Source organism: Williamsia soli (genome assembly GCF_017377795.1).
Taxonomy (GTDB): Bacteria; Actinomycetota; Actinomycetes; order Mycobacteriales; family Mycobacteriaceae; genus Williamsia; species Williamsia soli.
Genome location: NZ_JAFRDR010000003.1, coordinates 458,147 through 480,786, shown reverse-complemented (window position 1 = coordinate 480,786; position 22,640 = coordinate 458,147). Strand labels below are relative to the sequence as shown.

The following is a 22,640-nucleotide window of genomic DNA, read 5'->3' as shown; positions in this document are numbered from 1 at the left end:
GCACCACGGTGGCGTTGAGGGACGTCTTCGAGAAGCAGTCGCCCGCCGAACTGGCGGCGGTGGTCGAGCAGCGACGTACCAGCGGAGGAGAGTCGGCCGTCACGCCTGCGCGCTTCGTGAAGCCGACCGGCCCGGCGCCCGAACGTATCCCGTTGTCGCTGGCTCAGCAGCGGCTGTGGTTCATCAACCGGTACGACCCGGAATCCGGGGCGTACAACATCCCGATGACGCTGTTGCTCACCGGTGAACTCGATGTCGAAGCTCTCGGAGCCGCTGTCGTCGACCTGGTGGAACGCCAGCAGGTCATCAGAACGATCTATCCGGAATCGTCGGCAGGCCCCGAGCAGGTCGTGGTGCCGATCATGGACGCGTTGCCACCGCTGCGTCTCGACTCGATTCCGCAGGCGCAGGTGTGGGAACGACTGCAGGCGTTCTCCAGAATCGGATTCGACGTCACCTCGACCGTCCCGTTCAGGTCGGCTCTCTGGCGAATCGAGCCGGAGGTGCCGACAGCAGACGGCCCGGATGAACACCTTCTGGTGATCGTGGTCCACCACATCGCGTCTGATGGATTGTCGATGCGTCCGCTGGCCACCGACCTCCTGACGGCGTACCAGGCGCGCCGCGACGGCCGTGAACCCCAGTGGGCACCACTGCAGGTCCAGTACGCGGACTTCGCCATCTGGCAACAGCAGAACTTCGGGGAGGGAGCTCGGCCGGACAGTCTCGCCGGTGTGCAGCTGGCCTTCTGGCGACGAAACCTCGTCGATCTGCCGGAGGTCATCGGCCTGCCGACCGACCGGCCGCGCACCAACGTGCGCAGCGGGGTCGGCGCGAGCCACATGTTCTTCGTCCCGGCAGAACTCCACCAGAAGGTGGTGGACCTGGCAGGGGCCAACGGTCTCTCCAACTTCATGGTGTTCCATGCAGCGCTGGCCTTGACACTGGCCCGCTCCGGCGCGGAGAACGATGTCGCGGTGGGCACTCCGATCGGCGGACGCGGTGCGCCCGAGCTCGATGCACTGGTCGGAATGTTCGTGAACACTCTCGTCCTGCGGACCGAGGTGCCCCTGGCGAACACGGTCGCCGAATTCCTGGCCGCTGTTCGGGCGCGCGATCTCGACGCGTTCGAGCACAGCGACGTCCCGTTCGAGCAGATCGTCGACGCCCTCACCGTGCACCGGTCGACCGCGCACACTCCGCTGATCCAGGTCATCCTCGGCCTGAACAACACGTCGCGGCCCATCCTCGACGTCGAGGGACTCTCGGTGACGCCGGGCGCGGTCGACACCGAGTTCAGTAAGTTCGATCTGGCCTTCGAGTTCACCGAGCAATGGGATGCGGATGGACAGCCCGCAGGACTGGCGGGCTTCCTCGGTTACGCCACCGACATCTTCGATCGATCGACCGCGCAGGCGCTCGCCGAGCGGCTGATCCGCGTCTTGGAGGGCATGGTCGCCGACAGCGGTGCGATCATCGGTGAGATCCCACTTCTCGACGAACGGGCGTTGGCAGAGCTCGTTCCGGTCCGAGGCGTGCAACCGGCCCCGCCTGCGACCCTGATCGAGTTGCTCGAGCGCGCCGCGATGATGGATCCCGCAGGCATCGCACTCGTATGCGGCAGCCTGAACATGACCTACCGGGAGTTGGACGAGAGGTCCAACAGGCTTGCCCGAGAACTGATCTCGCGTGGCCTCGGCCCCGAGGACGTGGTCGCGCTCGGCATCACCCGCAGCATCGAATCGGTGCTCGCGGTGTGGGCTGTGGTCCGCTCCGGCGCCGCCTTCGTACCTGTCGATCCCAACTATCCGGCCGACCGTGTGGCTCATATGCTGGTCGACTCGGGCGCCACGATCGGCCTCACCCGCCGGGTCGATGCGGTGCTGCTGCCCGGCACCGTGGAGTGGCTCGACATCGATGACCCGGGTTTGCACCGGCATCCCGGCGGCCGGATCGACCCGGCGGAGCGCCGCGGCCCGGTGCGAACGTCGAACTGCGCGTACATCATCTACACCTCGGGGACCACGGGTAAGCCCAAGGGCGTCGAGGTGACCCACGGTGGTCTTGCTGCCTTCAGTGAGGAGCAGCGTCGCCGATACGGAACGGACAGTCACTCGCGGACTCTGCATTTCGCCTCGCCGAGTTTCGACGCGTCGGTACTGGAACTGCTGCTGGCAACGGGCCCGGGCGCAACCATGATCATCGTTCCGCCCGGTGTCTACGGCGGAACGGAACTCCATGAGTTGCTGGCGGAGAACGCGGTCACGCATGCGTTCATCACCCCGGCGGCCCTGGCATCGGTTGACCCCGAGGGGCTTCCGTCGTTCTCGGACGTCTCGGTCGGGGGCGAGGCGGTGCCTGCGGATCTGGTCGCGCGCTGGGCACCGGGCCGTCGACTCTACAACGGCTACGGACCCACCGAGACGACCATCATGACCAACATCAGCGATCCGATGGTGCCCGGGGAGCCCATCACCATCGGTGGGCCGATCGCCGGGGTCAGCGCGCTGGTGCTCGACAGCCGCTTGCGTGCGGTTCCGGCAGGTGTTCCGGGTGAGCTCTACATCAGCGGTCCGGGTGTCTCTCGTGCATACCGGGGCCGGCCGGATCTGACGTCGCACCGATTCGTCGCGAACCCTTACTCGACCGGTGAACGGATGTACCGGACCGGTGATGTGGTGCGATGGGTCGAGGTCGGCAAACCTGATGGACGCACGGCTTACGAGGTGGCCTATCTCGGTCGTTCGGATCAGCAGGTCAAGGTTCGCGGCTTCCGCATCGAACTCGGCGAGATCGACGCGGTTCTGGTCGGGCATCCGGCGATCGACTTCGCAGTGACGATCGGGGTCGAGGGCCCTACCGGTGACACCGCCTTGGCGGCGTACGTGAAGGCGAAACCGGGCAGCACGGTGGACGCAGGAGACCTGGCGGACTACGCCGGTGGCTTCCTGCCGAAGTTCATGGTGCCGTCGTCGATGGTCTTCCTCGACGAGGTTCCGCTGACACCTGTCGGAAAGCTGGACAAGCGGGCCCTGCCGAAGCCGGAATTCCGGGGCGGGGCGACGCAACACCGCGACCCGTCGACGCCGATGGAGCAAGCGATCGCGGTGGCGTTCGCAGACGTTCTCGGAGTCGACTCGGTCGGCGCAGACGACTCGTTCTTCGACCTCGGCGGCAACTCACTGGCGGCCACTCGGGCGATCGCCCGGGTCAACGAGATTCTCGGTATCCGCCTGGGCGTCCGAATCCTGTTCGAGGCCCCTGTCGTGGCGGATTTGGCGGAGGCCATCGCGTCCTCGCCGGATCTTGACGGCGTGGCCGTGCGTCCGTTGACCCCGCAGCCCAGGCCGGACCGCATCCCGCTGTCGCTGGCGCAGCAACGCATGTGGTTCGTGAACCGGCTCAACCCCGACGCCGCCGACTACAACATCCCGCTGGGATTGCGTCTTCGCGGAGATCTCGACGAAGAAGCGCTCGCAGCGGCGTTGATGGACGTCATCGACCGTCAGGAGATCCTGCGAACGGTGTATCCGGATTCGGTCCAGGGCCCTTACCAAAAGGTGCTGCCGGTCGCGGAGGCCGTTCCGCAGTTGACCACGCGAGCAGTGGCTTCCGAGCAAGAGCTGCTCGATCTGTGTGTCGAGCTCGCGACCGAGGGCTTCGACGTCACCGGCGCGCCGCCTTTGCGTGCGATGTTGCTGGAAGTGTCGCCCCAGGACCATGTGGTGCTGCTCGTGATCCATCACATCGCTGCGGACGGTTCATCTCTGGTACCACTCGCGACCGACCTCATGGCCGCCTACACGGCTCGGGCCGCAGGTGTCGCGCCGGTTCAGCGACCGCTGAGTGTGCAGTACGCGGACTACGCCATCTGGCAGCGTGCCGTGATGGGATCCGAAGACGATCCGGATTCTCTTGCTGCCCGGCAGATCTCGTTCTGGCGCGAACACCTCTCGGGCCTGCCGGAGCTACTGGACATCCCGACCGACCGGCCTCGCACCGAGAAGCGGTCGGTGGCAGGCGGCGAGGTGTCCTTCACCATCGGCGAGGAGCTGCAGGCGCGGTTGCACGCCGTTGCCCGCGAGAACGAGACCACCATGTTCATGGTGATCCACGCTGCGTACTCGATACTGCTCGCCAGGTTGAGCGGTTCGACGGACGTGGCGGTCGGAACTCCGACTGCCGGGCGAAACGCCACCGCGGTCGAAGGTTTGGTCGGCATGTTCGTCAACACCCTCGTGCTGAGGGCGCAGGTACAACCGTCGGATTCGTTCCTCGATACCCTCGCGGCCACCAAGGCGGCCGATCTCGCGGCCTTCAACAATTCGGAGTTGCCGTTCGAGCAGGTGGTAGAAGCCGTCGCGCCGGTTCGTTCCCGCAAGTACGCACCCCTGGTGCAGGCGATGTTGACGATGCAGAACATCGACATCCCGACCGTGACGTTGCCAGGACTCGAGGTCAGCGGTCTCGAGTCTCCGATTCGATACGTGAAATCGGATCTGGGACTGACCGTCTCGGAGTCGTTCGGTGCCGACGGTCGGGGGCGGGGTATCGACGCGATACTCGACTACGCCGTCGACATCTTCGACGAGTCGACGGTCGCGGCGATGGCCGAACGCTTCCTCGCCGTGGTGACGGCGATCGCCGAGGACCCGAACGTGGTCGTCGGAGACATCGACATCTTGACCGAGTCGGAGCGGCGCTCGGCGGGCGTCGCCCCGAGTGCCGGTGAGGTCGAAGGATTCGGGTCAGCCCTGCAGGACCTGCAGGGCAAGTCGCTCTCGGAGTTGCTGGAGACCGCCGCGCGGATCAACCCGGACGGAATAGCGCTTTCCCACAACGGAACCGACGTCACCTACGGTGCCTTGCACGCGAAGTCGACCGAGCTGGTCGTGACGCTGGCCGCAGTCGGGGTAGGCCCGGAAGCTGCCGTCACGGTCGCCTTGTCGACCCTGTTGCCGGGACTCCTCGAGGGTGAATCCGCAGAAGGCTTCGCAGACCAGTTCGCAGGGATGCTCGCCTCGGTCATCGCCGAGTCGGGACAGGGTCCTGCCGGTCCGTCGACATTGGTCGAGTTGTTCGATGAGCGGGTTGCGCTGGCGCCGGAAAACCGCGCGCTGGTCGACGGGCGATCGGTACTGACGTACGCAGAACTCGACGACCGCGTGAACAGGTTGGCCCGGTTGCTCATCGCGAGGGGCGTCGGACCAGAGAAGCTGGTCGCCATCGCGCTCGACAAGAACGCCGACCTCGTCGTCGCTCTGCTTGCGGTGCTCAAAGCCGGTGGCGGGTACCTGCCGATCGACACCAGTCACCCGCGTGAACGCCTGCAGTTCATCTTCGAGGACGCAGCGCCGACCGTCCTCGTGACCACCGAGGGACACCGCGCCGCCCTCCCGGTCGACCTGCCTCCGAACCTCGTGCTCGACGATCCCGCCGTGATCGAAGAGCTTGCGGCCGCCGGCGGCTCAACTGTGCTGCCAGAGCATCGAACAGGTCCCTTGCGGTCCGAGAACACGGCGTACGTCATCTACACCTCTGGGTCCACGGGTCGTCCGAAGGGTGTGGTCGTACCACACGAGACGGTGGTCGCCCTGATGCGTAACACCGAGGCGGACTTCGGTTTCGACGAGAACGACGTGTGGACGATGTTCCACTCGTACGCCTTCGACTTCTCGGTATGGGAATTGTGGGGACCGCTGCTCTACGGTGGCGCACTGGTGATGGTCGACTTTGCAACCTCGCGGTCGCCGCGGGAGTTCAGGGAACTTCTCGTACGCGAACGGGTCACCGTCCTCAACCAGACGCCCTCTGCCTTCTACCAATTGGCCGAGGCGGATCGGGTCCAGGGCTCCGAGGGGTTGTCGTTGCGTTACGTCATCTTCGGTGGCGAGGCACTCGATCTCGGACAGCTGGACCGCTGGTTCGCCAGGCACGGCGACTCACAGCCGGTTCTGGTGAACATGTACGGCATAACCGAGACGACGGTGCACGTCACCAGGATCCGTCTCGATCGCGAGTTCGCCGCGGCGGCCACCTCATCGGTGGTCGGCGATGCGATAGCGGGATTGCGCGTGCACGTCCTCGACGGCAGACTCCATCCGGTATCTGCCGGAGTGGCCGGCGACCTCTACGTCTCCGGCGTACAGCTCACGCGCGGCTATCTCGACCGCGCCGATCTGACCTCACAACGCTTCGTCGCCGACCCGTTCGGTGCTCCCGGCACTCGCTTGTACAGGTCGGGCGACATCGCTCGGTGGAACTCTCGTGGTGAACTCGAATACCTCGGCCGTAGTGACTCCCAGGTTCAATTGCGGGGATTCCGAGTAGAACTCGGCGAAGTCGAATCGGCCTTGCTGCGTGTCGACGGAGTGGCCTCGGCGGTTGCGTTGGTCGACAGTGCCCAGGATTCGGAACACCCCGGGGAGGACCGTCTCGTCGCGTACGTCGTGCCCACCTTCGGCGCCGAACTCGTCGCGTCGGAGATCCGCAGTGCCGTCGGAGACTTCCTGACCAAGTACATGGTGCCGGATGTGGTGGTGTTCCTGGACGCACTGCCGCTGACGGTCAACGGAAAGCTCGATCGCGCGGCACTTCCGCGGCCGGAATCGGCAGGTGGTGGCCGAGATCACGTGGAACCTCGTACGGCGGCGGAGCAGGCTGTCGCGGAGGTGTACGCGGAGGTCGCCAGGACGTCCTCCGTCGGTGCCACCGACTCCTTCTTCGACATCGGCGGGACGTCGCTGGGTGCAACCCGCGTCGCAGCCCGCGTGTCGGCGGCATTGGGTACGGAGATCACCGTTCGCGACGTCTTCGATCATCCGACGGTGGCCGAACTCGCAGGACTGACGATGAGCCGTGCGAGCGGAAGTCGTGTCCGCCTTCCGCTGGTACGTGCCGAGCGCCCCGAACGGATTCCGCTGTCGCTGGCCCAGGCCCGGATGTGGTTCATCAATCAGTTCGACACCTCTTCGCCCGCGTACAACCTGCCGTTGCCCCTGCGATTGTCGGGTGAGCTGGACGTGGCGGCGCTGCGATCGGCGATCGGCGATGTGGCAGAGCGGCACGAATCGCTACGAACCACGTTCCCGGACACCGCGGACGGGCCATATCAGCTCATCCATCCGGCGCAGGAGTCGCTTGCGGACATCTATCGCGAGATCGAGGTCCGTAACACCTCGGAGGCGATCGCCGACGAGTTGCGGCGCCACGCACTGGCCGGTTTCGATGTCACCAACGAGCTCCCGCTACGGATCGTGTTGCTGCACATCAGCGAAACCGAACACATCCTGATGTTGGTCGCGCATCACATCGCTGCAGACGGCGCCTCGATGGCACCACTGTTCGGTGATCTGGTGCTTGCCTACGAGGCCCGCCGCAGCGGTTCGCAACCGGAGTACGCACCGCTCGCGGTGCAGTACGCGGACTTCTCGATCTGGCAGCGTGCAGTGCTCGGCGACGAGAAAGACCCGAGCTCGCTCGCCGCTCAGCAAATCGATTTCTGGCGTACCGCGCTGACCGGTTTGCCGGAGTCCGTGGAACTGCCCACTGATCGGCAGAGGCCCGCGTTGCAGTCGTTGCGGGGGGCAAGCCTGCCCTTCACCGTGCCCGCGTCGGTCCGGGAGTCTCTGCAACAGGTGGCGCGATCGCATGACGTCAGCATGTTCATGCTGATGCATGCAGCGCTGGCGGTGTTGCTGGAAAGGCTCAGCGGGCAGACCGATATCGCAATCGGTACCCCGATCGCCGGGCGTGGCGAACAAGATCTCGATCCGCTGGTCGGAATGTTCGTCAACACCGTGGTGCTGCGTGCCGAGGTCGACCCGGCAGAGACGTTCGTCGACCTGCTCGATGCAGTGAGGGCATCGGACATCGACGCCATGGCGCACGGCGACATACCATTCGAGCGACTCGTCGAGGTGCTCGATGTCCACAGGTCGACGGCGCATCACCCGTTGTTCCAGATCGCGCTCTCATTCGACAACAATCAGATGCCCGAACTGAATCTTCCCGGGCTCCGGGTGTCGCCGGTCCGCGCGGACTTCGACGTCGCGAAGTTCGACCTGCAGTTGTCGATCGGTGACAACGACGCGCCGGGTGCCGACATCCAAGCGTTGTTCACCTACGCGAGCGATCTGTTCGACGAATCGTCGGTCGCGTTGTTCGCCGACCGATTCGTTCGGATCCTCGACGCTGTCGCCGACGACCCGAACGTCGTGGTCAGCGACATCAATGTCCTCGGCGAAGACGAGTTGGCCTCCCTCGCCGAGACCTCCGGACCCACCGGGGTTGCGCCAGAGACCCTGCCGGCGTTGCTGACCCGCGGTGTGGCGGAGAACCCCGACGGCGTCGCGGTGTCCTACCAGGGCCGCACGCTCACCTACACAGCGCTCGACGAACTCACCAACCGCCTGGCCCGGAGGCTCATCGCGTTGGGGGCCGGTCCCGAGACGGTGGTGGCACTGGGAATCAGGCGGTCGCTGGCGTCGATCGTCGGAACCTGGGCGATCGCCAAGACTGGCGCCGCATACCTGCCGATCAACCTCGACTACCCGCGCGAGCGCATCATCGAGATGATCGAAGATTCGGGGACCCGCTTCGGTGTGAGCGCGTCCGGCGAGCGGAACCTCCCCGCGAGCGTCGACTGGTACGAACTCGACGAGCTCGAGGCCGACGCGGAAGGTGAGCTGTCGACATCGGTGACCGACGAGGACCGCATCGCGGGCCTGCGACTCGACCACCCCGCCTACCTGATCTATACCTCGGGTTCGACAGGCAAACCCAAGGCGGTCGTCGTCACCCACCATGGCCTCGCGAATCTTGCGACCGATGTCCGTGAGCACTACGACGTCGACACGACGTCGCGCTTCCTGCACGTGGCGTCACCGAGTTTCGACACCTCGGTCGGTGAACTGCTGGCGGCATTCAGTGCCGGCGCTGCTCTGATCGTGTCGCCACAGGACGTATTCGGCGGCTCCGAACTCGCCGAACTGATTGCGGCGGAACGAATCACCAATGTCGTTATGACTCCCACCGCCTTGATGACGGTGGATCCCGACGGACTGGACTCGGTTGGTTCCGTGGTGGTCGGCGGCGACATCTGCCCGCCTGAGCTGACCGAACGTTGGTCGGGTGCATTGCGGAATGCGTACGGCCCCACCGAGGCAACGGTCATCGTGACGATAACCAATCCGCTGGCCGCGGGTGACCGGGTGACGATCGGCAGTCCGTTGCGCGGCGTGACGACCCGTGTCCTCGACTCGCGGATGCGGGTCGTGCCGCGCGGGGTCGTGGGCGAGCTCTATCTCGCAGGCCCGGGCATCGCCCGCGGATATCACAACCGTCCGCAGATCACCGCGCAGCGATTTGTGCCTGATCCGTACGGTGAAGCCGGCGCGAGGCTCTACCGCACAGGTGACCTCGTCCGGTACAGCAACGACCCCTCGGTGGCACCGAACTCACTGGAGTACATCGGGCGCAGCGACTTCCAGGTGAAGGTGAGAGGGTTCCGGGTCGAACTCGGAGAAATCGATCGTCTTCTCGACGCGCATCCTGACGTCGATTTCGCGGTGACAGTGGGTACGCCGGGCCCCGGCGGAGACACGGTGCTGGTGTCGTACATCCTCCCGAAGGATCTTCGAGACGTCGATGTCGATGCCCTCAAACGCAGTGTAGGCGAACACCTCCCACAACACATGGTGCCGTCGGTGGTGACGGTGCTCGACAGCATTCCACTGACCCCGATCGGAAAGCTCGATCGGCGCGCTCTGCCCGAACCCGTTTTCACCGTGGGAGACCGCGTGTATCGCGCGCCCAGGAACCCGGTGGAGGAGACCTTGGCGCAGGTGTTCGCCGAGGTTCTCGACGTCGACGAAGTGAGCATCGACGAGAGCTTCTTCGATCTCGGCGGCAACTCCTTGAGCGCCACCAAGGTGGTCGGCCGTGCGGGGGCTGCGCTCGGAAGCAAGATCGGCGTGCGCGAACTGTTCGCCGCGCCGACGGTCGAAGAATTGGCGAGCCGGCTTGCGGCGGGGACGGACGTGCGCGCGCAGCGACCGCCGCTCATCGCGCGGCCTCGGCCCGTACGGATCCCGTTGTCGCTGGCTCAGACCCGGATGTGGTTCCTCAACCGTTTCGATCCGGATTCCGTGGCGTACAACATCCCGGCCGCGGTGTCTCTCACCGGAGATTTGGATGTTGCCGCACTCCAGCGCGCGATCGTCGATGTCGTGGCACGTCACGAATCGTTGCGGACGGTCTATCCGGACTCGCCTTCCGGCCCACATCAGGTGATCCTCACCATCGACCAGGCCGCACCATCGATGGAGCTCCTGGACGTCACACCGGAATCGTTGCCGACCGAACTGCGTCGTTTCGTGGCAACCGGATTCGATGTCACAGTCGCGGTACCAGTGCGGATCGCACTCTTCCGGTTGGACGACGCACGGCATGTCCTGGCGATGGTCGTCCACCACGTGGCAGCAGACGGGCAGTCGATGGCCCCGTTCGTCGGTGATCTCGCAATGGCATATGCGGCGCGGTCGCAGGGGGAGTCCCCACGCTGGGTCCCGTTGGCCGTGCAATATGCGGATTACTCGATCTGGCAGCGCGACCTTCTCGGCGACGAATCGGACCCGACGAGCGTTCTCGCGACCCAGATCGAGTTCTGGAAGCGGAATCTGTCGGGAATCCCCGACCAGCTCGAACTGCCAGCTGATCGGCCCCGGCCTCCGGTGCAGTCGCTGCGGGGTCGACAGACATCGTTCCAGGTGACGGCAGATCTGCACCGCGGACTGGCAGATCTCGCCCGAGGCCACGGTGCGAGTACCTTCATGGCCTTCCACAGTGCCTTCGCGCTGCTCCTCGCCCGGCTGAGTGGATCCGGCGACATCACCGTGGGTACACCGATGAGCGGACGCGTGGAGAGCGAGGTCGAGGGCGTCATCGGTATGTTCGTCAACACCCTTGCCTTGCGGACCGAGATCGACCCCGGACGCAGCTTCAACACGCTTCTCGAAAGCGTCAGGGATCGGGACGCCGAGGCGTTCTCGAACGCAGATGTACCGTTCGAGCGGTTGGTCGAGGTGCTCAACCCGGTGCGTTCGACCGCCCGGCACCCGATCTTCCAGGTCGGCCTCTCGTTCCAGAACATCGACAGGGTCAGCCTCGAGTTGCCGGGTCTGCGTATCGAACCGGTCGAGATGCCCGAGGGCGTCGCACAATTCGACCTCCACCTGATACTTTCCGACAACTATGACGCCAGCGGTGAGCCGACCGGGGTGGACGCGGTGTTCACCTATGCCGACGACCTCTTCGATGAGGCGACGGTGGCAGCGGTTGCGGAGCGGTTCGTCACCTTGATCGCGGAGATCATCGCTGAGCCTTACACGGCCGTCGGTGATCTGCCGCTCATCTCGGACCGCCACCGCCGCGAGCTCGTGCGTGGTCGTAACAACACATCCGTCGTGCTCGCGCCCGGCACTCTCGCGAGCGCGTTGTCGACGTCGCTGCAGGACAACGCGAGTGAGGTCGCGTTGGAAACCGATGACGGGACAACGCTGAGTTATGCGGAGCTCGCGCATCGTGTGAACGCCCTCGCCCGCGTACTGATAGACAACGGCGTCGGCCCGGAAATCGTTGTCGGACTTGCGATGGAGCGGTCCGTCGATCTGCTCGTCGGAATGTACGCGGTCACCATCGCGGGCGGCGCATATCTGCCGGTCGATCCGGATCATCCGGCCGAACGCATCGCGTACATCGTGGGCAGCGCGCGACCTGCGCTGGTCCTCGTCTCGGGAGACCGGCCCACGGGTCTGCCGGAGCAGGCCAGGACCCTGGACATCTCCGATCTCGACCTCGCTGCGGTCTCGTCGTCACCCGTCACCGACCTCGACCGCCTCGCTCCGCTGCGACCGCAGAACACCGCCTACGTGATCTACACGTCGGGTTCGACCGGCCACCCCAAGGGGGTGGCGGTGCCACACGCGGCAATTGTCAACCAGCTCAACTGGATTGCTGCGGAGTTCCGTCTCGGTGGCGACGATGCGCTGCTGCTCCGGACGCAGGCCACTTTCGACCTCTCGGTATGGGAGTTCTGGTGGGCCGTCACCTCGGGCGCACGTCTGGTCGTCGCTTCCCCACAAGGACATCGGGATCCGATCCATCTCGCCGACCTGATCGAGAGGACTCGGGTCACCACGGTCACGTTCGTGCCCTCCCTGCTCGGGGCGTTCCTGCAAGAAGCGCACCCCGAACAGCTTGCGTCGCTACGTCATGTGCTCTGTATCGGAGAGGCTCTCACGCCCGAGATCGTCGACAGGTTCCGGCAGGTGGCTGGAGGCCAAGGGACAGGCGCGGCGATGCACAACCTCTACGGGCCCACAGAGGCCGCGGTGAGTGTCACCCACCAACCCGTGCCCGAGCAGGTCGGCAGCGTCGTCCCGATCGGTCGGCCCGAGTGGAACAGTCAGGTCTACGTCCTCGATGGCAGGCTGCATCCGGTTCCGGACGGCGTCACCGGTGAGCTCTACCTGGCCGGTGCACAGCTGGCCCGGGGTTACGAGGGTCGAAGCGACCTGTCGGCGGAACGGTTCGTCGCCAACCCGTTCGGCGGTCCCGGTACCCGCATGTATCGCACAGGCGACCTCGCTCGCTGGACCGTCGTAGCCGGTGACACCGAACCCACGCTGGCATACATGGGTCGCAGCGACTTCCAGGTCAAGGTCCGTGGATTCCGCATCGAACTGGGTGAGATCGAACGCGTCCTGGCGCTGTCCGATCAGGTCCAGGCGGCAGTCGTCACCGTGCATTCCGATCCCCACGTCGGTGAGCAGCTGGTCGCCTATCTCGTTCCGGCGCCGGGCATCACTGTCGACGTGCGCGCGGTGCTCGCAGCCGCTGCGGAGGACCTTCCGGCCTACATGGTGCCGGCACTCGTGGTTCCCATCGACTCGCTGCCGCTGAACATCAACGGCAAACTGGATCGAAAAGCACTGCCGGAGCCGGTGTTCGCTGGATCAGAGAACTACCAACCGCCGAGCAGTCCGGTGGAAGAGATTGTCGCCGGGATATTCGCGGACATCGTCGGCGCCGATGCAGTGGGTGTGCACGACAGCTTCTTCGCTCTCGGCGGTAACTCCTTGTCGGCGACGCGGGTGATCGCCCAGATCAATGCTGCTGTCGGATCGGACCTGGCGGTCCGAGACCTCTTCACCGAGCCGACCGTGGCCGGCCTGGCGCTGCTCGCCGAACGCGCCGAAGGTGGCCGCAGCCGCCCGCAGCTGATCGCAGGCACCCGACCCGAGCGATTGCCGTTGTCTCCGGCGCAGAGTCGTATGTGGTTCATCAACCAGTTCGACACGTCGTCCGCCGCCTACAACATCCCGGCTGTCATCCGGATGTCGGGCACACTCGACGTCGAGGCATTGCATGACGCTGTCACGGACGTCGTCAGCAGACACGAGATCTTGCGGACCAGGTATCCCGACGATGGGCAGGGGCCGCGTCAGCTGATTCTCGACACCGACCAGGCTCCTGCCTCCGCTCCGGTCCTCGACGTGCGCGAGGTGTCCGACGAAGGGGAACTGCACGCCCAACTGGGTTCGGTGATCGGCACCGGATTCGATGTCACAGAGACGGTTCCGGTTCGCATCGCACTACTGCGACGATCGTCTACGGAACATGTACTCGTGGTGGTGATCCACCACATCAGTGGCGATGGTTCGTCGGTGGCGCCGCTGGCCCGCGACGTGATGGTTGCATACACGGCGCGGGCAGCGGGCATCGAACCCAACTGGTCGCCACTGCCGGTGCAGTACGCCGATTACGCGCTGTGGCAACGGGCCGTACTCGGCGACGAGCAGGATCCGGATTCGCTGGCGGCGAAGCAGATCGAGTTCTGGAAGAACGAGCTCGCCGGATTGCCCGATGTGATCGACCTTCCGATCGATCGGCCGCGTCCTCCGGTGCAGTCCATGGCCGGCGCGTCGTTCGAGTTCGCGCTGGACGCTGAGTTGCGAACGGGACTGCAACGCGTTGCGAACGCACATCACGCCACCATGTTCATGGTGTGCCACGCGGCGCTGGCGGTACTGCTGGCGCGTTCGGGGACCACCGACGACGTCGCGGTGGGCACCGCAATCGCCGGGCGGGGCGAGCCCGAACTCGATGATCTCGTCGGGATGTTCGTCAACACATTGGTGCTGCGTACGCAGGTCGACACCGGCGAGCGGTTCGCCGAACTCCTGGCCCGGACGCGGCGTGCGGACATCGCTGCCTTCACGCACACCGAGGTGCCGTTCGAACGGCTGGTGGAGTACCTGGCACCGGAACGAGAAACGTCGTACGCGCCGCTGTTCCAGGTGGCGCTGGCATTCCAGAACAACGAGCGCGCTGAACTCGAGCTCCCGGGCATGCGGGTCTCCGGACTCGAGATGGACACACCGACAACCAAGTTCGACCTTCAGTTGACCTTGGCAGACCAGATCGACCACGAGGGCGGTGCTGGGCTGACCGCTGTGTTCACCTACGCAACGGCGTTGTTCGATCCAGCGACGATAGCCGGGCTGGCGCAACGATTCACCGCGATCGTGTCGGCAATCGCGTCCGATCCCGGTGTCCGGGTCGGCGACATCGAGCTGTTGACCCCCGAGGAGCGACAAGCGCTTTCCCCGGTCACCGGTCCGCCGGATGCCGCGCCGCGCACCATGATCGACATCTTCGAGGACGCGGTGGCGAACAACCCCGACGGCGAGGCGCTGGTCTGCGGTGACGAGTCGTTGAGTTACGCAGAACTCGATCGAAGGGCGACGGTCTACTCGGACCTGCTCATCGAACGCGGCGTACGTCCGGGGACGCCGGTTGCGTTGGCGATCGGACGATCGACCACGTCGATGATCGCCTTCTGGGCGATCGTCAAGGCCGGTGGTGCCGTGTTGCCGATCGACCCGAACTATCCGGCCGAGCGGATCGAGGGGATGGTCGCGGACGCCGAGGTCACCATCGGCCTGACCACCGAGGAGATCGCGGGACGGCTACCACAACTCGCGAAATGGCTCTCGGTCTCGAGCGAGGGCCGGCCGGGTGGGCGCACTGGGTCGCAGCCCGATGGGGTCACGACACCCGCCTCCCCGGTGCGTAGCCGACCGAGCATCGACGATCTCGCCTACGTGATCTTCACGTCGGGTTCGACCGGCAGGCCCAAGGGCGTCGGAACCACGCACCGTGGTCTGGCGAACCTCGTTGCCGAGATGCCTCCGCGCTTCAAACTCACCCAGAACTCGCGCGTCCTGCATTTCGCCTCCCCGAGCTTTGATGCCTCGATCTTCGAGATCATGATGGCCATCACGGCGGCGTCGACCCAGGTGATCGCACCCGCCTCGATCTTCGGAGGCGAAGACCTGGCCAGGCTGCTCGCGGAACATCGCGTGACGCATGCCTTCGTGACCCCGGCAGCACTTGCCACGGTCCCGTCCGACGGTCTCCGGAGCGTCGAGATGATCGCCGTCGCCGGTGACGTCTGCCCGCCAGAACTGGTGCGCCGCTGGGCGCCCGGACGTTCGATGTTCAACCTGTACGGTCCGTCGGAGGCGACCATCTGGTCGACATCGACAGCGCCCATGGACCCGGCTGCGCCGGTGACCATCGGTGGACCGGTGACCGGTGTGCGTGCGTTGGTGGCGGATTCACGCTTGCAGCCGGTTCCGCCGGGGGTGGCCGGCGAGCTCTACGTCTCCGGTGCCGCGGTCGGACGTGGATATCTGGGCCGCTTCGATCTGACGGCACAGCGCTTCGTCGCGGATCCCTACGGTGAGCCGGGTTCGCGGATGTACCGCACCGGCGACGTGGTTCGCTGGAAGCAGGTGTCCACTCACCGCCTGGAGCTGGAGTTCCTGGGACGCAGTGACTTCCAGGTCAAGGTCCGCGGCTTCCGCATCGAACTCGGCGAGATCGACTCGGTGCTCGGGGATCAGCCCGACATCGACTTCGCCGTCACCGTCGGTCACAAGAATCCGAACACCGGCCAGACGTTGCTCGCGTCCTACGTGTACCCACGTCCGGGGCGGAGTGTGTTGCCTGCGGAGATCGGTGCCCGCCTCGGCGAGAGGTTGCCGGCACACATGGTGCCCTCGTCGATCATGGTTCTCGACTCCGTGCCGTTGACCCCTGCGGGCAAACTCGATCGAAAGGCGCTGCCGGAGCCGACCTTCGACAGCAGTTCCGAGGGATACCGCGCGCCGACCACGCCGATGGAAGAGCAACTGGTCGCGCTGTTCGCAGACGTCCTCGGGGTAGAGCGCCTCGGTGTCGACGACTCGTTCTTCGCACTCGGCGGCGACAGCATCGTCTCCATCCAGTTGGTCTCGCGCGCACGAGCTGCGGGGATCGTTTTCACCCCTCGAGACGTCTTCGACCGCAGGACCGTCGCCGAACTCGCGGCGGTCGCCCAGCGTGACGCCGACGCCGAGGTCCGGATGCTCGCCGAACTGCCAGGTGGTGGTGTGGGGCAGGTTCCCCTGACACCGATCCTGCGATGGCTGGTGGATACCCGCCGCGAGTACCGGCAGTTCTCTCAGGCGAGTTTCCTGACGTTGCCCGCCGACCCGGGACATGAACGGCTGCTGTCGGCGGTGGCTGCCGTCCTCGAACGTCACGATGCCCTTCGCGCCACCCTCGTCGTCGACAGCGACGATCCCGGGCGATCACACCTCGTCATCCCGCCCGCCGATGCAGTCGATGCGGCCACCCTGTTCACCAGGGTCGAGTTCGACGATGCCCCAGGCACACCGGGCTTCGAGGCAACGGTCGCGACGGCAACCCGGGCGGCAATCGACCGGCTCGATCCGGCCGCCGGCTCGATGATGCAGGTGGTGTGGTTCGACCCGTCTGCGAACGCCCCCGCAGGAGTGACCGGACGACTGTATGTGCTGATACATCACCTCGTGGTCGACGGTGTTTCTTGGCGGATCCTGCTACCCGATCTTGCTGTGGCCTGGGGCCAGAGTTCGGACGGAACGCGGCCGCAATTGCCGGAGGTGGGTACCACGGTGCGCGCGTGGTCCACGGCACTCGTCCGGACCGCACCAAACCGCGAGGACGAGATCGGCTATTGGGCAGATGTTCTCGCCGCAGCAGACCCTGTGCTGGGGCGTCGCCGGGTAGACCCGGACCGGGATGTCGCGGCGACCATAGAACGCCTGAGTGTCGAGTTCCCCGAGAACGTGACCCAGTCCATGCTCACCGGCGTCAGCGCTGCCTACCGCGGCGGAGCCAACGACGCCCTGCTCGCTGCGCTGGCCATGGCTGTCGCCCGGTTCCGGCAGCGCCGCGGAGTTGCATCGGACACTGTGCTCATCGATCTCGAGGGACACGGTCGCGACGAGGATGCGGTCGGCGGGGCAGATCTGTCACGCACGGTGGGTTGGTTCACCTCCCTGTACCCCGTCGCCCTGGATCTGTCCGGAATCGACATCGAGGACGCGTTCGCCGGTGGAGACGCGGCCGGCGCTGCCTTCAAGGCGGTCAAGGAGCAGCTGCGCTCTGTGCCCCACAACGGAATCGGATACGGCGTCCTGCGGCACGGTGTCGACTCGACGCTGTTGGCGTCGGCCGACGACCACGCCCCCCAGATCGGGTTCAACTATCTTGGCAGGATCGCTGCCGCACACGACGACGGCGACGACGCTGCCTCCGCCTACGGCTGGCAGCGCGCAACCGACGGCGGCGAGGTGAGCGGCGCGCAGGATCCGGGCATGGTCGTCCCGGCCGCGCTGAGCATCAATGCGGTGACCACCGATCACGCCGAGGGGCCACGACTTTCGGCTTCCTTCGCCTTTGCCGGTGGCATCCTCGACGTCGAGGAGGTCCGCGAGCTGTCCGATCTGTGGCTGGAGGCCGCTGCCGCGCTGGCCGCTCATGATCGCCGGGGCCTGGCCGGAGGACTCACTCCGTCGGATGTGCCTCTGGTGCAGATCGAACAGCATGAGATCGAGGCGCTCGAACGCGAACATGTCGAGGTCCAGGACATCTGGCCGCTGTCTCCGTTGCAGATGGGCATGCTCTTCCATGCGGAGGTGGCAGGCGAGTACATCACGGACGTCTACACGGCCCAGGTCGTGCTGGAACTCCGCGGCGTGGTCGATGAGCAGAGGTTGCACCGGGCCGCGACCGCACTGATTGCTCGGAACCCTAACCTGCGGGCCGGTTTCCGGCATATCGACGACGGATCGGTGGTTCAGGTCATCACGGCGGGGGCGCACGCGCCCTGGGAGGTGGTGGACCTCTCGGACCTGTATCGCGAAGATGCGTCTGCCGCCGACCACGAGGTGGATCGACTGCTCAGAGTCCATCGCAGCGAACGCTTCGACATGGCGGCACCCCCGCTGATGCGACTGCTGTTGCTGCGCCTCGGAGCGGATGACTCGGGGCAAGACCGGTACCGGATGTCCATCACGAACCATCACATCCTGCTCGATGGATGGTCGGGTCCGTTGCTCATGGAGCAACTGTTCACCTTGTATGCCACGGGTGGCGATGACACGCATCTCCCGCGGTCACGGTCTTACCGGGACTTCCTGGCCTGGCTGGGCGATCGCGACCCGTCCACCGCTGTCGCTGCGTGGAAGCATGCTCTCGACGGCGTCGATTCGTCGACGCTGCTGATCGATCCGGGCACCCAGAGTGCCCAGGTGGATCAGACACCGGTCGAACTTGCCCTCCGGGTGGATCGGCGCACGTCCGAAGGTCTGGCGGATCTCTCCAGAGATCGTGGGATCACGATGAACACGTTGGTCCAGGCGGCGTGGGGATTGGTGCTCGCCAGGTCCCTCGGCAGCGACGACGTCGTGTTCGGTGCCACGGTGTCCGGTCGGCCGCCCGAGATCTCGGGTGTCGAATCGATTCTCGGTCTCTTCATCAACACCATTCCGGTTCGGATCAGGCTCGATGAGCACGAGACCGTTCTGGCCATGCTGGAGCGGATCCAGTCGGAGCAGGCCGGACTTCTCGACGCCCATCACGTGGGTCTGCCGACGATCCAGCGGGCGGTCGGACTCCCGATCCTGTTCGACACGCTGACCGTTTTCGAGTCGTATCCGGTCGACCGCTCCAAGCTCGACGCCCAGTCGAACATCGACGGTATGTCCATCGCAGGTGCTCAGATCAATGACGCCTCGCACTACCCCGCCACGCTGCTCGCGCAGTCGGATCCGGATCTGGCCCTGACGCTGAAGTATTTGCCGGCGCTCGTTCCGCACGACCGAGCCGAGCTGCTCGCAGCCCGGATGGCCCGAGTACTCGACGTGTTCGCACAGGCGAGCTGGCGCCCCGTGCGCGAGCTCGATCTGCTCGACGCCGACGAATGGCGTGCTCAGCTCGAAACCTGGAACGACACTGCTCAGCACATTCCCGACCGCAACACGATGGACCTGTTCTCCGAGCAGGTCGCGCAGACTCCGAATGCCGTGGCCTTCGTCAGCGGTGGACGTGAGGTCTCCTTCGCCGAGTTCGATGCACTGACGAACAAGCGTGCCCGGGCCTTGATCGCCAGGGGTGTGGGACCCGATTCGGTTGTGGGCGTGGCCTTGCCGCGAAGCCTTGAGCAAGTGGCGACCGTCTACGGCATCCTCAAGGCGGGCGGTGCTTACCTTCCTCTGGACATCGAGGCCCCTGACGACAGGATCCGCGCCATCGTCGGCGACGCGGAGGTCAACTGTGTCGTCACCGACGGGACCCGCCTCGGCCACCTGCGTTCGGTTCTACCCGGCGTCACCTCTCTGGATCTCACGGCCGCCGATCTGCAGTCGATCGATTCCGGCCCGCTGCGCGAGGTGGAGCTGCGCGGAAAGGTGCTCCCGGAATCCCTGGCGTACGTGCTCTTCACATCGGGGTCCACGGGCAGGCCGAAGGGTGTCCAGATCACTCAACGCGCCTTGCTCAATCAGTTGCGGTGGATGACGACCGAGTTCGAGTTCGCGGCCGATGACGTCGTCCTCCTCAAGACACCGTTCACCTTCGACGCATCGGTCTGGGAGATCTTCGCACCTGCGTTGGTCGGCGCCCGCACCGTCATCGCCGAACCGCAGGCGCATCGCGACGCGGATGAGCTGGTGTCGTTGGTGAAGCGGCACGAGGTCACTGTCGTCCAGTTCGTCCCATCGGTGCTGGCGGTGTTCGCCGACGTCGCGAAGCCGGAGTCGCTCTCGTCTCTGCGGACTGTGTTCAGTGGAGGTGAGGCGCTGCCGACCTCCCTTGCTACGCAGGTTGCGACCCTGGCGGATGCACGCGTGGTGAATCTCTACGGCCCGACCGAGGTCACCGTCGACGCGACGTCTTTCGTGGCGACCGACGGACGCGGACCCGGGGAGGGCTCCGCCACCAACGGGCATGCGCCCGAGGCCGACGTCGCGCCGATCGGGCGGCCAGTCTGGAACACCCGCAGTTGGGTACTCGACCGCTGGCTGCGGCCGGTGATGGTCGGTGCCGTCGGCGAGTTGTACCTGTCGGGTGACCAGCTCGCGCGTGGGTACCTCGGCAGGCCCGATCTCACCGCGGAACGCTTCGTCCCGGGCATCTTCGGTCCGGCGGGTTCGCGGATGTACCGCACCGGCGATCGGGTTCGTCGGTTGGCGGACGGAAGTCTCGAGTACGTCGGACGCGTTGACTTCCAGGTCAAGGTTCGTGGCCTCCGTATCGAGTTGGAAGAGATCGAGAACGCTCTCGCCCAGCATGATTCGGTGGCACAGGCGGCCGTGGTGATGCACGAGGAGGCCGGGAGGCAGCGCCTGGTCGGTTACGTCACCGGCAACAACGTGGTCACCCAGGACGTGCGTGAGCACGCCGGCCGAAAGCTCGCGCCCTATATGGTGCCCGAGGTCATCGTCGTCCTCTCGGAGTTCCCGCGTGGCCGGTCGGGCAAGATCGCCCGCCGTGAACTACCCGCACCCGAGCTGTCCACCAGTGCCAGCCGCGAGCCGGCGACCCGCGGTGAGCGGATTCTGTGCGAGATCGTGGCCGAGTTGACCGGCACCGAGGCAGTGAGTCCCGACGACTCGTTCTTCGAGCTCGGTGGCGACAGCATCTTGGCGATGCAATTGGTGAGCAGGGCTCGTTCCGCGGGCTTGACCTTCACCGCGCGGGATGTGATCGAGAAGCGGACGATCGTCGCGCTCGCCGCAGCGGTCGGGGAGCGCGCGGACCAGACCCCTGAGGTCGTGGATGCGAATGCCGGTGACGGACTGGGGAGGGCGCCGCTCAGTCCGGTCGCCGCGAGGATGTTCGACAGAGGCGGTGACTACCGGCGTTTCGTGATGCCGATGGTGGTCAACCTGCCTGTCGGCGTCACCGCCGACGACATCGTCGCGACATTCGCGGGAGTCATCGACCTGCACGATGTGCTTCGCTCGCGAGTCGTCGACGACGCGCTGCTGATCGGTGGGCCGGGCTCCGTCGATGTCGCTGCGCTGATTCGCCGTGTCGACCTGGTGGCAGGACAGCGTCCGGGCGAATCGGGTTATCAATCCGCGCTCCGAGACGCACTCTTCGCCGGGATGGACGACCTCGACCCAGCCGCCGGGATCATGCTGCGGCTGATGTGGCTCGACCCCGGACCGGCGATGGCAGGCCGTCTGCTGATCATCGCGCACCACCTCGTTGTCGATGCGGTGTCGTGGCGGATCCTCGCGGCCGACATCGCGACAGCCGGGTCCCAGGTGTCGGCGGGTGCGCCGATCGACCTACCGGATTCCGGGATGTCATGGCAGCACTGGACAACTCAGCAGCACGAGCAGATCGCCTCCCGCCGCAACGAGCTGAAGCACTGGGTCAGCGTCCTCGACGGTGAGGACCCGGCGATGGGCAGACGGCGGCTCGATCTCGCCCGAGACCGAGTCGACCAACTCACCCGGGTCGAGGTACGGGTACCGCCGGAGATCGTCGAACCCCTGTTCTCGGCGGCTGGATTCGATGTGACCGTCGCCGATCAGTTGGCTGCCGGACTGGCAGCCGCCGTGGTCGGCTGGCGTCGTGATCGAGGTTTCGACGTCCCGAGTGCCTTGCTGACGCTCGAGGGCCACGGTCGACAGGAAGAGCTCGTCAGCGGTGCCGATCTGTCGCGGACCGTCGGCTGGTTCACGACGATGTTCCCGGTGCGAATCGATCTCGGTGGCCTCGACATCGAGCGTGTGTACGCCGAGCCGGCCGTCGCCGGTGAGGTGCTCGCGCGCACGGTCGAGGCGATGGCCTCCAACCCGGACAGGGGTATCGGGTACGGCATGCTCCGCTACCTGGACCCGGCATCGTCGGCCGAACTCGCGCCGCTCGGTGAGCCTCAGATCGTGTTCAACTACATCGGGACGGTCGCAGGCGGAGACGTGGACGATCAGATCGCTCAAGCGCCGTGGTTCCCGGATGTGCGTGGTCCGCAGCTCGGTAGCACCGACGCCGAGGTGATGGCGCGGGGTAACCGGATGCCTGCGCAGGCAGAGATAGACATCCAGTCGATGGCGACCGAGACGTCTGACGGCATGGTGGTTCGGGCATTCGTGACCTTCGTGGCGGACGCCATCGATCCCGAGGACCTCGACGAACTCATCGAGCATTGGCTACTGGCACTCGCTGCACTGTCGCGCCGCGGTCAGGCCTGA

Annotated in this window: 1 protein-coding gene (cut by a window edge); it reads left to right on the top strand. The window is 65.7% G+C overall.

Annotated elements, in window-relative coordinates:
• On the top strand, positions 1–22,640 hold the 3' portion of the coding sequence (locus J3S28_RS10725) for a non-ribosomal peptide synthase/polyketide synthase (protein WP_237341360.1). 11,263 nt of this gene lie to the left of the window's left edge; only the last 22,640 of its 33,903 coding nucleotides appear in the window; its start codon lies off the left edge, out of view; its stop codon occupies positions 22,638–22,640.